Annotated in this window: 17 protein-coding genes; 5 read left to right on the top strand and 12 right to left on the bottom strand. The window is 46.9% G+C overall.

What is annotated here, in order from left to right; genetic code table 11:
* Entirely contained in the window at positions 1–624 is a 624-nt protein-coding gene (locus Q0785_RS10965) for a TetR/AcrR family transcriptional regulator (protein ID WP_298829653.1), read from the bottom strand.
* Between the two features lie 181 nt (positions 625–805).
* On the opposite strand from Q0785_RS10965, the gene Q0785_RS10970 reads away from it, so the two are divergent.
* The 4 genes from Q0785_RS10970 (at position 806) to Q0785_RS10985 (ending at position 4,272) form a co-directional block, all read left to right on the top strand.
* Positions 806–1,654: a transporter substrate-binding domain-containing protein gene (locus tag Q0785_RS10970; protein ID WP_298829655.1), complete on the top strand. Its 849-nt coding sequence runs from the start codon at positions 806–808 to the stop codon at positions 1,652–1,654.
* A gap of 188 nt (positions 1,655–1,842) precedes the next feature.
* Positions 1,843–2,541, top strand: coding sequence for a 5-oxoprolinase subunit PxpB (pxpB, locus tag Q0785_RS10975; RefSeq protein ID WP_298829658.1), 699 nt, complete (start codon positions 1,843–1,845; stop codon positions 2,539–2,541).
* Positions 2,525–3,505, top strand: coding sequence for a biotin-dependent carboxyltransferase family protein (locus Q0785_RS10980; RefSeq protein ID WP_298829660.1), 981 nt, complete (start codon positions 2,525–2,527; stop codon positions 3,503–3,505). The genes pxpB and Q0785_RS10980 overlap by 17 nt, the downstream gene beginning before the upstream one ends.
* Positions 3,502–4,272: a 5-oxoprolinase subunit PxpA gene (locus tag Q0785_RS10985; protein WP_298829662.1), complete on the top strand. Its 771-nt coding sequence runs from the start codon at positions 3,502–3,504 to the stop codon at positions 4,270–4,272. The genes Q0785_RS10980 and Q0785_RS10985 overlap by 4 nt, the downstream gene beginning before the upstream one ends.
* 91 nt (positions 4,273–4,363) lie before the next feature.
* On the opposite strand, the gene Q0785_RS10990 is transcribed toward Q0785_RS10985, so the two are convergent.
* The 4 genes from Q0785_RS10990 to Q0785_RS11005 all read right to left on the bottom strand — a co-directional run bounded on the left by Q0785_RS10990 (position 4,364) and on the right by Q0785_RS11005 (position 9,421).
* Positions 4,364–5,386: an ABC transporter ATP-binding protein gene (locus Q0785_RS10990; protein ID WP_298829664.1), complete on the bottom strand. Its 1,023-nt coding sequence runs from the start codon at positions 5,384–5,386 to the stop codon at positions 4,364–4,366.
* Positions 5,387–5,399: 13 nt separating this feature from the next.
* Positions 5,400–6,458, bottom strand: coding sequence for an oligopeptide ABC transporter permease (gene opp3C / locus Q0785_RS10995; protein WP_298829665.1), 1,059 nt, complete (start codon positions 6,456–6,458; stop codon positions 5,400–5,402).
* Positions 6,455–7,384, bottom strand: coding sequence for an ABC transporter permease (locus Q0785_RS11000; RefSeq protein WP_298829666.1), 930 nt, complete (start codon positions 7,382–7,384; stop codon positions 6,455–6,457). Before Q0785_RS11000 ends, opp3C begins: the two co-directional genes overlap by 4 nt.
* 393 nt (positions 7,385–7,777) lie before the next feature.
* Positions 7,778–9,421: a peptide ABC transporter substrate-binding protein gene (locus Q0785_RS11005; protein ID WP_298829668.1), complete on the bottom strand. Its 1,644-nt coding sequence runs from the start codon at positions 9,419–9,421 to the stop codon at positions 7,778–7,780.
* Positions 9,422–9,556: 135 nt separating this feature from the next.
* Here Q0785_RS11005 and Q0785_RS11010 point away from each other — a divergent pair, with 135 nt between their 5' ends.
* Complete coding sequence (locus Q0785_RS11010) at positions 9,557–9,928, top strand: DUF3899 domain-containing protein (protein WP_298829670.1); 372 nt, start codon at positions 9,557–9,559, stop codon at positions 9,926–9,928.
* A gap of 97 nt (positions 9,929–10,025) precedes the next feature.
* Here Q0785_RS11010 and Q0785_RS11015 read toward each other — a convergent pair whose 3' ends face one another.
* The 7 genes from Q0785_RS11015 to Q0785_RS11045 form a co-directional block, all read right to left on the bottom strand.
* Positions 10,026–10,655, bottom strand: coding sequence for an NUDIX domain-containing protein (locus Q0785_RS11015; RefSeq protein ID WP_298829672.1), 630 nt, complete (start codon positions 10,653–10,655; stop codon positions 10,026–10,028).
* 100 nt (positions 10,656–10,755) lie between these two features.
* Positions 10,756–11,220: a hypothetical protein gene (locus Q0785_RS11020; protein ID WP_298829674.1), complete on the bottom strand. Its 465-nt coding sequence runs from the start codon at positions 11,218–11,220 to the stop codon at positions 10,756–10,758.
* 52 nt (positions 11,221–11,272) lie between these two features.
* Complete coding sequence (locus Q0785_RS11025; protein ID WP_298829676.1) at positions 11,273–11,962, bottom strand: HAD family hydrolase; 690 nt, start codon at positions 11,960–11,962, stop codon at positions 11,273–11,275.
* Between the two features lie 18 nt (positions 11,963–11,980).
* On the bottom strand, positions 11,981–12,754 hold the full coding sequence (locus Q0785_RS11030; RefSeq protein ID WP_298829678.1) for a hypothetical protein: 774 nt from the start codon (positions 12,752–12,754) through the stop codon (positions 11,981–11,983).
* Positions 12,755–12,902: 148 nt separating this feature from the next.
* Entirely contained in the window at positions 12,903–13,259 is a 357-nt protein-coding gene (locus tag Q0785_RS11035) for a PilZ domain-containing protein (RefSeq protein WP_298829680.1), read from the bottom strand.
* Positions 13,260–13,289: 30 nt separating this feature from the next.
* Positions 13,290–13,727, bottom strand: a complete 438-nt coding sequence (locus tag Q0785_RS11040) for a YaaR family protein (RefSeq protein ID WP_298829682.1) — start codon at positions 13,725–13,727, stop codon at positions 13,290–13,292.
* Positions 13,728–14,159: a hypothetical protein gene (locus Q0785_RS11045; protein WP_298829684.1), complete on the bottom strand. Its 432-nt coding sequence runs from the start codon at positions 14,157–14,159 to the stop codon at positions 13,728–13,730.
* Positions 14,160–14,183: the final 24 nt, after the last annotated feature.

Here is a 14,183-nt window from a genome sequence, read left to right on the forward strand (position 1 = left end):
TCAATTCGTATAGAAACTTTTCTTCAAAATATCGAGGTATTCATAAAATTCATCCCAGTACGGTTCGAAATCCAGTTCGGTCATCTTTTTCCCCTGTAGCCTTTGCAGGAGATCCCGCTGATAGCCATCAACTCCCCAACGGATTAAATTGAACGCCTTGTCCACGTCCACGTCTTTTCTAAAAAGCTTTTTATCGATGCCTTCGTACAGCAATGCATATCCCTGCTGTTGCAATTGTTCATAGCGCTTCTGCAGATGTGGAGGCAGATCCAGATCTTTCGTCAGCATGAAGGTCCCCATAAAGTTGAAGACCTGCTCGTTTTCCAGCTGCGCTTTCATTTTTATTTGAGCCGCTCCTTTCAGCCGCTTGATAAAATCGGTTTCATTGATATCCACTAAGCTCAAGTACTCGTCGATGATGAAATTCAAACTGTATTCAATGAGGTATTCATATAAGTCTTTTTTATTTTTAAAGTAGTAGAACAGCATCCCTTTCCCAATACCCGCCTGTTTGACGATGCGATTGGTCGAAGCTTTCACATAACCATTTTCAGCAAATTCCATCAATGCCGATTCAAGGATTTTCTGCTGCTTTTGAGGATCGAGGTTCTCGAATTTCTCCATATCCATGCCCTCTTTCTAAAATTTAGACCAATGTGGTCGACTACAGAATACACCTTTCGACCACACGGGTCAACACATTTGTCTAAAAAATCTGATTTCTTAATTTGCAAATTAAACCGTTGCTCCCGCTCTCATAGAATGCTATCTTTTAGGTGCAATCATATTAGAGGAGGAAGACTCATTGAAAACATTATTTTCCCGTAAAAATGCTGCAGCAGTTGCCGGTCTGATGACTTTATTGCTCGTGGGCGCCTGTGGAAACAACGACGATACAACTTCTGAAGAAACAACAACCGCCTGGGATGAAATCCAGAAAGAAGGGAGTCTGACTGTCGCGACATCAGGTACCTTGTACCCTACCTCCTACCGCGAAGAAGGATCGGACGAATTGACCGGCTTCGAAGTTGAAGTGGTTCGCGCAATCGGGGAGCGCCTTGAATTGGAAGTCGAATTCACGGAGCTTGGATTTGATGAAATGCTGACGTCCGTCCAAACTGGCCAAGTGGACATTGCGGCCAACGATATTGAAATTACGGAAGACCGCCAGGATAACTTCATCTTCTCTACACCGTTCAAATATTCTTACGGCACGGCAATCGTCCGTTCAGATGACTTGTCCGGCATCGAGACACTGGAGGACCTGGAAGGCAAAAAAGCCGCTGGTGCTTCGACTTCCGTCTATATGGAGACCGCACGTGAATATGGCGCTGAAGAAGTGGTCTACGACAATGCCACCAATGAAACCTATTTGCGTGATGTTGCCATCGGCCGAACGGATGTCATCTTGAACGATTATTACCTGCAGACATTAGCGATTGCTGCATTTCCGGAACTGGAGATCACTATCCATCCGGATTTGAAGTACAGCCCATCCGAGGTTGGCGTAGTCATGAATGAGAGCAATGAAGAACTTGCTGAGAACGTTAATCGCGTAATCGAAGAAATGCTGGAAGATGGCACGATCGCCGAAATTTCAGCAGAGTTCTTTAACGGCGCTGACGTGACAGAACAAGTTGATATTGAAGAATAATTGATGAAAGAAGCGGCTCTTGATGGAGCGGCTTCTTTTTCTTTTGCTGGGTGGCTATGAATCTTCCAATTAATTGGAGATACTTTCAATCGACAGGAAAGCTGCACCTTCCCCTTCTTTCCCTGTTCTCCCAAAAGCTTTATACTGAATGGAATAAGCAAGAATAGTCTGTAAATGGAGATGAGTAGATGGACCCTTCTTTTTCACCGCTCGGTGATCAGGCAATTGTCATTGAACTCGGCAATGACATCAATGAACAGACAGGACAGCTGGTCAGAAAAGTATCGGCTCTGCTGGAAAGCCGACAGCCGGAATGGATGATTGAATTTATTCCTGCATTCGTGACCGTTACAGTCTTCTTTAATCCTGGCGTGGCTCTATACGAGGATGTCCGAATGGAACTGGCGGAACTATTGACACATCTCGGCGATGATCTGGCTGTCGAGTCCAGAACCGTTGAAATCCCCGTCTGTTATGGCGGTGATTTCGGCCCTGATCTGGACTTCGTGGCGCAGCACAATGGGCTGACTCGACGCGAAGTCATCGACATCCATACCGCAGGCACTTATTCGGTCAACATGATCGGTTTCGCCCCCGGTTTTCCTTTTCTCAGAGGAATGTCCGAGCGAATTTCAGCACCAAGGCGCGATTCGCCGCGTCTCCGCATTCCCGAACGGACAGTAGGCATTGCGGGCATGCAGACCGGCGTCTATCCGATTGAAACGCCGGGCGGCTGGCAATTGATCGGGAGAACGCCGCTTCGCCTGTTCCGGCCTGAAAACGAAATCCCCAGCCTGCTTCGGGCAGGAGACAAAGTTATTTTTCGGGAAATCTCAGAAGAAGACTATCATTCATGGGAGGAAAATCCAGATGCTGAAAATCCGTAAAAGCGGCATGCAGACCACTGTACAGGATCTGGGTCGGACCGGCTTCCAGAAATATGGCGTTATTGCCAGCGGCGCTATGGATCCTATTGCACACCGGCTGGCCAATCTATTGGTCGGCAATGAGGAACAGGCTGCCACGCTTGAAATCACCTTGGTGGGGCCGGTGATCGAATTCGCCGAAGATGCCATCATCGCTTTATGCGGCGGAGACTTGGATCCTAAAGTAGATGGAGTGGCCATAAAGATGTGGAGGATGCTCACCGTAGCCAAAGGCAGCACCCTGACGTTTGGTGAGCCACGAATAGGCGCCCGCTGTTACTTGGCAATAGCCGGCGGCATCGATGTTCCGCTAATGATGGGCAGCAGATCCACCTATCTGCGTGCTGGAATTGGTGGTTTTCAAGGGCGCGCGCTGGAAAAAGGAGACTTGCTTGCAGTTGGCCAAATGATACCGCAGCAGCAAAAAGCATTACAACAGAACACCGAAAACGAGTTTGATTGGCTCGTGCCCCCTGTCCGTTATTTTGATGAACCGGTGATTCGCATGATGTCGGGACGGCAATTCGATTTATTCGATGCAGACAGCAAAAAGCGGATTTTCAATGAAGCTTTTGCAGTTTCTTCCAACTCAGACCGCATGGGCTACCGGTTGGAAGGTCCTCGCCTAGCACTCGAAACCCCTGCGGAACTGATTTCGGAAGCGGTGGCTTTCGGCTCTATCCAAGTACCAGCAGACGGCAATCCGATTGTATTGCTGGCAGACCGCCAAACGACAGGAGGCTATCCAAAAATCGGACAGGCCGCTTCTGTCGATTTGCCGCTCATCAGCCAATTAAAGCCTGGCCAGCAACTGCGATTCAGGGAGATTTCCCTGGCCGATGCCCAACAGCGATTGGTTGAGCAGGAACAATCAATCCGGGAATTGAAAGCCGCCATCCAATTAAAATGGGAGGAATGGACATGATCAATAAAGTGGATTTGAATTGCGATATGGGAGAAAGTTTCGGAGCCTACCGGATGGGCAATGATGAAGAAATACTCGATTACATAACATCAGCGAATATCGCCTGCGGCTTCCACGCCGGCGATCCGTCGACGATGCGAAAAACGGTTCAACTGGCTCTCGACAAGAACGTCGGGATCGGTGCCCATCCCGGTTTGCAGGACCTGGTTGGCTTTGGCCGCCGGAACATTGCCTTGTCGCCTCAGGAAGCCTACGACTTGACCGTGTATCAGATTGGTGCCTTGTCGGGCTTTGTCAAAGCCGAAGGCGGACAGCTGCAGCATGTCAAAGCGCATGGCGCCTTATACAATATGGCGGTTAAAGATGCCGCCCTGTCGGAAGCCATTGCGGAAGCTGTCTACAAAATCGATCCGGAGCTGGTGCTGTTCGGATTGTCCGGCAGTGAAATCATCAAAGCCGGAGAGAAAATAGGACTGCGGACGGCCAATGAAGTGTTTTCCGACCGAACTTATCAAAGGGATGGGTCGTTGACACCACGGACCCAAAGCAACGCCTTGATCACCGATTCCCAGATTGCCATCAATCAAGTCATCCGGATGGTCAAGGAAAACAAAGTGGCGACCGTTGAACAGACCGATACTGAGCTACAGGCGGATACCATCTGCATTCACGGTGACGGTATCCACGCACTGGATTTTGCCATCCGGATTTCAAAGTCCTTGAAAGAGGCTGGGATCGACATCGCAAAAGTAGGCGAATTCGTTTAATCCCGTAAATATCAGGCTTTGTTAAGCGTCTTGCCCGCAGCAAAAAACCAGTAAAGCCCGAATTGGCCTTACTGGTTTTTGACTGTCTATTTTATGAAGAAGAACTGCCCGACTCTACAAGCTCACGTGATGCCGATACTCGATCGTCCTGCAGCCAACAAGCTACTGAATGGCCTGTTTCGTTCACTGTATCGCGCGGTGTATAGGTGTGGCATACCGCCATCGTATGTGGACAACGTGCAGCAAATGCACAGCCTTCTCCAAGCGTTGCCAGATTGGGCGGCGAGCCGGCGATCGGCATAAGCGGCTGCGAGCGGTCTTCATTGAGCTTCGGCATGGATTGCAGCAGCCCCAATGTATAGGGATGCTGCGGATTGTAAAAGATTTCATCCAGCGTTCCCTGCTCCACAATTTTGCCCCCGTACATGACAGCGACCCGATCGGCCATATTGGCGACCACGCCCAAATCATGGGTAATCAAAATGATGGCAGTTTCCGTTTTCTTTTGCAGATCCTTCATCAAATCCAGAATCTGCGCCTGGATGGTGACATCAAGTGCAGTTGTCGGTTCGTCCGCAATCAGCACTTTCGGATTGCAGGCAAGCGCCAATGCGATGACGACGCGCTGCCTCATACCACCTGAAAATTGATGCGGGTAGTTGTCGAGCCGGCTTTCCGCTTGCGGAATTCCGACCAGCTTGAGCATTTCCAGCGCCCGCTCACGCGCCTGCGTTTTTGTCAGCTGCTCATGGCGTTGAACGCCTTCCATGATCTGTTTGCCGACTTTCATCGTCGGATTCAGCGAAGTCATCGGATCTTGAAAAACCATCGAAATTTCAGAGCCACGCAAATCGGTGATTTGCCGTTTGGACATCTTCAACAAACTTTTGCCGTTATAGACAATGTCGCCTTTGGTCACTTCGGTAGTGGCTGCCGGCAACAGTTGCATGATGGATTTTGCGGTGACTGACTTGCCCGAACCGGATTCGCCGACAATCGCCAGCGTTTCCCCTTTTTTCAATTCAAAGTTTACGCCCCGCACAGCTGTCAGTTTACCGGTTTGGGTTTTAAATGCCACATGCAGGTTATCGACTGTCAGAATAGTATTGCTCATGGTGAACCCTCCCCTATTTTCTCATTTTCGGATCTAACGCATCACGCAGACCGTCGCCAAGCAAGTTGAAAGAAATCATGATGATGCTGATGACCAAGGCAGGGAAAATCAATTTATACGGGAAATACCGCATTGATTTGTAGCCGTCTTCAATCAATACACCAAGCGATGCCAAAGGCGCCTGCAGCCCGAGGCCGATAAAGCTCAGGAACGCTTCAAAGAAAATAGCGGTTGGAATCGTGAACATGACTGTTACGATGATCGGACCCATGACATTCGGCAGAAGATGTTTTGAAATCAGCCGTGGATTCGAGGCACCAAGCGTCCGTGACGCCAGTACAAATTCCTGGCCCTTCAGCTGCAGCACCTGACCGCGAACCACACGTGCCATGCCGACCCAGCCGGTGATGACCATCGCAAGAATAATAGAGGTAATGCCCGGCTCCAGGACTAGGATGAAGAGGATGATGACAATCAAGTTCGGAATCCCCATCAGGATTTCGATGATCCGCTGCATGACATTGTCGATGCGCCCTCCATAAAATGAAGAGATGCCGCCATAGATGACGCCGATTACCAAATCGAGAAAGGCCGCCACTAAAGCGATGAACAAGGAAATTTGCGTCCCTTTCCATACCCGTGTCCAAAGATCGCGGCCGAATTCATCTGTTCCGAACCAGTAATTGATCTGGACATCCCGCTCAGCGTACTCATCCACTCCCTGGGAATTTTGGCCATTGAACCCCAGCCATTCCAAGCCTTGGACTTTCGGCGGCATATTGGAATGCACCAGATTTTGTTCGCGGTAGGAAAACTCATTCATGCTCGGTCCAATCAACGCCAGCACAATCAAGAAAATGAGAAGAACGAGCGAAATCATGGCCCCTTTATTTTTGATGAGACGCTGAAAAGCTTCTTTCCAGAAGGATACCGATGGCGTCCCGATTTCTTCGCTTTTTCGCTGATCCAGCGGCGCCTTCACAAATAAGTCTGACGGAATTTCATCGTAGGCATATTGATTTTGTGCCTGCAAATCCTGATGTGGGGGAAGGTGTGGTGTGTTCTTCGTCATGCTGATTCCCCCTTATAATTGATGCGTGGATCCAGGAAGCTGTAGATAATGTCTACCACAAAGACCACAAAAATGAACAAAGCGCTATAGAAAATGGTGATTCCCATGATTACACTGTAATCCAATACCAGAATCGACAAGGTGAATTGTTCACCAAGTCCTGGTACTGCGAATATCTTTTCGATGACCAAGGTTCCCGTCATAATCGACACAGCAAGCGGCCCGAGCATCGTAACCACCGGAATCAACGCATTGCGGATGACGTGCTTCACAATGACCTGATTTTCTTTCAAGCCCTTCGCTCTCGCGGTAATGATGTAATCTTGTCCGATCACTTCGAGCATTTCACTGCGGATAAACCGGGCGACTGTAGCCGTCACTGTCACCGACAAAGCGATGGAAGGCAATAGCGTACTGGAATAGCCTTCCCATAAAGCGACAGGCAGCCATTCCAATTTAACGCCTACGTAATATTGCAGTAATGCCGCGAAAACGAAAGAAGGAATCGACATTCCCAGAACAGCTAATGTCACCGAGCCATAGTCTAGGATGGAATTGTGCTTTAAGGCTGAAACGATTCCTAAAACCAACCCGATAATGGCCCCGATAACTAAAGCCTGCAAGCCGATAAAGGCGGATGGGCCGATCCGGTCACTGATCATGCTGGTGACCGTCCGTCCTTCATGCTGGAACGAATAACCCAAGTCGCCTTGTATCAGGTTGCCGATGTACTGGATGTATTGGATGGCGACCGGCTGATCCAGTCCATATTTAGCGTTCAAAATAGCCAGCTGGCTATCGGTCAATTTCTCCGGATTGGTGAATGGCGTACCCGGCAGCAGCTGCATCAGGAAAAATGTCGCTGTCACAATGATGAAAAGCGTAATGAGCATAAAGCCGATCCTCTGCAATAAATAACGTTTCATACGAACACCTCAGTTCTGTAGGGTAATAAGAAAAGCGCAAGCGCCCGTGTAGCTCTGCCGGGCATAAGACGAATCAGCGAAGTGGCATGTTTTCAGCCGCACAACACGAAAAGTGAAAGTGCCTGTTCAGCTCTGAAAGGTGTAAGACGATCTGGCGAAGCGGCGTGTTTTCAGCCGCACAGCCAGATTGGCTTACATCCCGAAGAGCTAGGCACTGCAACTGGACAACGGGTTGGCTTATGACCCAAAGAGCTGGGCGCTGAAGCCTGGACAAGGAAGAAAAGCGCAAGCGTCTGTTAAGCCCCGACAACCCGAAATGCGCAAGCCATCAAAAAATACGAGGGCGCCCGTCAATCGGCTACACCCTCGTATCTATAAGCTGTAAACCTGTCTTTATTCTTCGATCGTCACCCATTTGTAAGAGAATGAAGCCCCAGTTGGATGCACCAATAGATTTTTGATTTTGCTTCTCATCAAGACAGCTGCGCCTTCCTGGTAAAGCGGCACGATTGCTGCATCTTCTTCCAACAGGATTTTCTCAATGTCCAACAGCATTTGGTAGCGGGCTTCAAGATCCGTTTCCGTTCTTGCTGCTGATACCAGTTCTTCCAACTTGGCATTTGAATAATCCATGCGGTTAGCGGATCCGCCTTCCAGCCACATATCCAAATACGTCATCGGGTCGCTGTAATCCGGTCCCCATGAAGAAAGGGACAAGTCGTACTCGACTGCTTTTTCGATTTCCAGACGCTGTGCGAAAGGAACTGCTTTGATATCCAATTTGAATCCTGGAAGATTGTCTTCCAATTGTGCCTGGATGTACTCAGCCACTTTTTTATGGTCTTCAGAATCCGCGATGTTGATGGAGACTGTGACTTCTGTTGCGCCGGTTTCTTCCAAGCCCTTTTCCCAAAGTGCTTGAGCTTCTTCAACCGTGCCTGTGTTAAAGTCCCCGTTCAAGTCACGGAAATCTTCGCCTGACGGAGATTTAAAGAACCCTTCCGGAACCACACCGTTTAATGCTGTAGAACCGTTCTTCAAAATAACATCTGTTAAACTTTCTTTATCGATCGCCATATTGACTGCCTGGCGAATGTTTTTATTGCCCAGTACCGGATGGTTATGGTTGAAGCGAAGAAAAATGATTTCCGGTTCCAGGATTGTGTCAAAGTTTTCGTCGTCTTTGTTCTGGTCAACGGCCTCTGAACTTAAGACAATGCGATCCACTTTGTTTGTTTCGTACAAGTTGACACCAGCTGCCGGGTCTTTGACGACATAGGCATTCACTGCATCAAGCTGAACTGTATCTGCATCCCAGTAATCTTCGTTCTTTTCGTACTTCCAACCTTGCTCATGTGTCCAATCAACCAATGTAAATGGTCCGTTGAACAGGATGTTTTCCGCTTCCAATGCGTATTGGTCCCCTTGCTCTTCAACAAACTTCTGGTTTTGAGGCAGGAAAGTCGGGAATGTCATCAATGACTGGAATAATGGATTTGCTGCCTCTAAGGTAACTTCCAATGTCTTCTCATCAATTGCTTTAACGCCCAATTCTTCTGCATCCATTTCTTCGTTCATGATCGCTTCAGCATTTTTGATCCCTGCTGTTACGAACATGAAATTATAAGGGCTTGCGTCTTTCATGACGCGTTTCCAGGCATATTCGAAATCCTGTGCTGTAACCGGATCCCCATTGCTCCAGTTCGAGTCGCGCAATGTGAAAGTATGTACACTTTGGTCCTCGTTTTCTGTATGTTCCGTTACTAATGCTTCAATCGGTTCATGATTTTCATCTTGGCGGTAAAGTCCTTCATTGACATTATTCAGCACCGTAAACGCAATGCCGTCATGTGCTTTTGTCGAATCTAAAGTAGGAATGTCTGCTGTAGTCGAGATGTTCAATACTTGCCCAGCTTCCCCTTCTGCTGCTGCGTTCTCTTCATTCGAACTTTCGGAAGAATTGAAGTTACAACCCGATAAGAATAGAACGAATGCAATCATGATCATGAAAATCTGTGTTTTTCTCTTTCTCCCCATTTTCCTACCCCCAGTTTTTTGATTATTCTTTTTAATCATAATTGTTATTGCAAAAAATGGCAACAAGATGTTTAAATTTTCAAATATATAAATTACATGGTAATCTTTATTTATGTAAAGAAAGGATCGACATGCATGAATTTCAAAGGATTTTTATTTTTAGCAGCACTGGGCAGCTCACTCGTTTTGCCTTTCTTCCTATATAGACAGTGGACAATCCTAACCTGGTTTGATGCGTTATTTTTGGTCGGGCTTTTGCTGGTCATGATCTATTTCATCATGGTATTAATTGAGGGCCAATTTTTTACAGCTTTCTTGAAAAGCACCCGAAACTTTTTTGCAAAAGTAAATAAAAAAGACCAACTGATCCGGGAAAGTGAAAAACGTTCTTTTGAGTCAGCGGATTACCGAAAGGAATTCCCGAACCGAACCTCTTTTCTACAAATCGGACTGCTCTTTTGCCTAAGCAGTCTGCTGGTTTCCTCCGCTTTGTATTATTTGAATTAGAAAGAATCATAAAAAACGGCAATGTCCGGGAAGGGCATTGCCGTTTTACTGTAATAAACTTAAGCCATTCAAAAATTAACCTGATTAAGCAAAAAAATCACCTGTTTAATTCCTGAGCAATGGACTCAATGATTTTCTCCAAATAACCCGCACTATGCGGCACCATATCCTGCAAGCTGATTTCCCTTACAAAAGTTCTTTTTCCGCCATCCGGTGCTACTTCAAAGCCTTCGATCTCCACACTTTCTTTTTCCCTCATAAATAATGCCGCGAATTCCCTGAAGTCCAATTTCGCTACACCCGACACTTCTTCCAGCTGCAACTCAAACCTAAGGTCAATGTTTTCCAACTCTTTGTATAAGAAGCAATGGCAGCGCTCATTATCCGTAAACCTCGGCAAGGCAAGTTGATCCTTGACCATACCAAGGGAACACAAGTCATCAAATTCGACTGGCACTCCAAGCTCTTCCCGTACTTCCCGGACGCCATCTTCAACCGTCTCCTCCGCCAATAGATGGCCGGCTGCCGTAATGTCGAAAAGTCCCGGGAAGTCTTTTTTAGTTTCGCTGCGCAACTGGAGATAAACGACATCTCGATCACCTTGGCGGCCTGCTAACCAACAATGAAAGGTGTCGTGCCAATAGCCTTTTTTGTGCACATCCTGCCGGGTAGCTATTCCTTTTGGATTTCCTTCTTCATCGTACACACGTATTTTTTCTGTTTCCATTCTCATGCCCCTTTTTTCCTTTAGCATAGCAAAAAAACGGTCAAATAGATGACCGGTTCTTGTTCGTGCTACTGGATTTCCTATTTTCCACCAAGCCCATTTACGTGTACTGGTTGAAATGAGTATCATCCGGTGCAACATGTTTGATGAACAGCAGATCTTCTTCTGTGACATCCGGAACGAAAAATTCAGTTCCCCAATGCTCCGACGAAAAAATGTGCTGCTCGCCTCTGCTCAGGAAGACTGAAAACCACTTCAGCTTTTTCTCCGCGCTGACATGGCGGGTCATAAGGTATTCTGCGTTTTCCAATGTCAGAAGACCGGAAAAAATGGTCATCCCCTGCTTTTTATCGACCTCGAACAAGCCAGGCAAATTTGAATTGAGTTCTTCAATTATCGCTGCTTCTTCATCAAAACAATGGATTTCAAAGAGATCGGATTTAGCCAGAAAGTACTCCATCAGCAGGAGCCAGTACTCATAGTTCCCGATTGCCGGTACGCGCTCCGTTTCCCGGCCGGCTGCAAATTCGGTCAGTTCAAACTGTAATTGCGTTTTAAGTTCCATGCTGTACTTCACCTGCCCTTTTCTTCCTGTCACTTTTTATCATACAACTTTTTCACTGGAGACGTGCTTTTAATTCTTCAGTATTAAAGTGCTCAACCAATCTGCCGATTTCATTTAAATCATCAATTTCACCATCTGCACCCATGCAGCTCCAATGGGGATCTTTTTTCCAAATGGCTTTCATGCCAATTGCCTGTGCTGCCTGTATATCATTTTGAGGATGATCTCCGATATAGACAGCCTCATCCGGAGAAACACCCAAAGTAGCTAACGCTTTTTGGAAAATAGCCGGATCGGGTTTGGACATCCCGGCCCATTCCGAGATCAAAATTTCTTCGAAATAACCTTTAATCCCCAAGGCCAGGATATTGTCGAGCTGAAATTGCCCTCTGCCATTGGTGATCATTCCTAATCGGATCGATTTCCCGGCCAGGTCTTCCAGCATGGAGAGTAAATTTGGAAACGGAATGCAATGAGCGCGGAAATTTGCGACGTAATCTTCCAGCAGATTTTGCCAATCAATCCCCTTAATCTCAAACTCCTCGATTAATTGCTGATAGACACGGTCTTTCCAGACATAGCCTTTGGCATCCAATTCGATAAAGCGCTTGGCGAACTGATCCCTCGGTATATGCTGCAGATGTTCAGCTAAGCGGCTGTGCTGTTCGTTTATAAACGCTTCGAGCGAACGGTCCCGATCCAATAAGGTCCCATCCAAATCAAAAATAACGGCTCTGATCATGCCAACTCCCCTATCCCTTCATTCACTGCTGCCCAAATTCAGCCGCCGGTAAAACCCTAAAGTTTCTGTAAGAAATTCCTTATCATAATGCGTTTTACCATGTATTCTTTCTACCCATTCCTCCAAAGTCTCAATCTGATCGTCAGGATACAGGCCGGTGCCCGTGCTTAAAAAACTTTTCCAATTGTCGAACTCCCAGTGGACCGTCTCGCCTTTTTCCTGCAGCCGAACCTCGACCAACGGTTCCGGATGGATATGGTGCTGGGAATACTCGGCTGCCGCCAGGAATTCTTTCCGCTCAACCGGCTCTATAGTGTAGACCTGATTGGACTGCTTGCCGCTCGGCCGGAAATAAATAACTTCAATCCCTTTATCAGCCGCCTTTACCTGCACTTCTGCCCCCGGAAAAAATCCTGACAACTTGTCGCCGTTGAATTCCGGCCTGTCTACATCCACCAGGATTGGCTGAATCCACTGGTCCCCTAAATCGCAAAGAAATCTGCGGCCATCCCGGTCTTCTGCCACGATGGCTGCATGCGCCTGTTCTGTCCCCAGTCCACTGCCTGCCGGATAGGCTTTCACGCCCGCCCGATCAAAAGCCTCCAACAGCCAGATCGCCAAATCAAAACAATTACCGGTGATGCCATATTGTGAGCGATGCTGTTCCATCAACTCTACACTGCGCTGTTTCTGTTCGCCCGACCGCTGGTAGTACCAGGCTTTGGTTAAAGTCTCCATCGGAAAGCCATCAAACTGCCGCCAAACGGAAAGAATTTCTGTCGGTGCCTGCATGTTCTCCACCTTCTCTTTTCTCGTATGGCTATTACTTCTCTTTTTTCCATAGAAATTCCTGCTGTTAAAAGAACAACTTCGCTGATTCGATTTGCACAGACAAAAAAACAGACCCCAAGGCCTGCCGTTTGCCTATATGCTTTTAGAATTACTCAGCCAGCAAACCCTTACGCTGACGGATTTGGTAATAGTTCAATTGCTTGAATAACTCTGAAGAAGTGCCTTGATCCACAGAAAATTCAACGCCGTATTCTATCGTGTCCTTTTCTTTCCGAGGAATTTTACGGACAATTGAACCCGCTAATACAAAAGAACCCTCTAAAATTTTAAAGTGACAGGTAATCACTTCGTTTAATGCACTGCTGATTGTGGAATAAAATCCAAGCCCACCTGCACTTACATTATAAATCTTTACAGGTACAAGTTCTCCTCCATTAACAGAAACTTGCCCTTCTATTGAGTCATCGAACCATAAACGGAAAAATTCACGGCGATTATTGTCCATTTCTACCCTCCTATTGCGATGAAGTCGATTTTACATATACAAATTGATAAGTAAACCTTTGATTTCTCCCACTAGATCTAAAGTACCAATTCTATCTTCTTCATTATTCAATAACTGGTCTTGAATTTCAATCAATTTTTTATCAATCACTTTGATGATCTGGTGGGATTTCATTCCCCCACCCGGCATTTGGCTCTGCTTGTCCGATAAATGCAGACCATGGCGGACAGATTCTCCGACAAATTGCTTAACCGCCTGTTTGTAGTTCAACAGATTTTCAAGCGTCCGTTGGTTGGCCAATTTCTGTCCCTGTGCATCCACCCGCCCCATTAACTGGTTGAGGGAATCATTATGAAGTTTGGACTGGGATTTTTTCATGGCATTCGAAAAAAGTTCACTGGCCTTGTTTCCAGTTGCCTGCACCGATGCTCTCTCGTTTTGAATCGTACTTTGACTGTCAATGCGCACTTACAGCACCTCGTCTTCTTTAAAATTCCCGTGCCGCTTGTTTTTCATGTTGACGACGAGTTCCACTTTGCCGTAATCGGTTTGGAGAACTTTGGCGATTTGTTTGGAAGAAAATCCTTGCCTTGAAAGCTGAAGTATCTTTTCCTGATTCTCAGAAGCTTTTTCTGACACCGCTTCAGTTTCAGCAGCAGGATTTTTTTCCAAGCGTTCAATTCGTTCTGCCAACTGTGCTTCCCTGCTTTTTATATAGGTGGTTAATTTATCGTAAAGTTCATCATTTTCTTTTTCAAGCTGTGCCACGAACTCCACCATACTTTCATGAACTCCAGCTGGATCTTCATCCATTTTCTTTTTTGAGGCTGTCAGCATCATTACCACATTCAGCAGCAATAGGCCGATACTGATCACAATCAATAGCCACTCCATGGTCATCACCCTGGCCTTCTATTTCTTTTT

This window comes from uncultured Planococcus sp. (genome assembly GCF_947501725.1).
GTDB classification, from domain to species: domain Bacteria; phylum Bacillota; class Bacilli; order Bacillales_A; family Planococcaceae; genus Planococcus; species Planococcus donghaensis_C.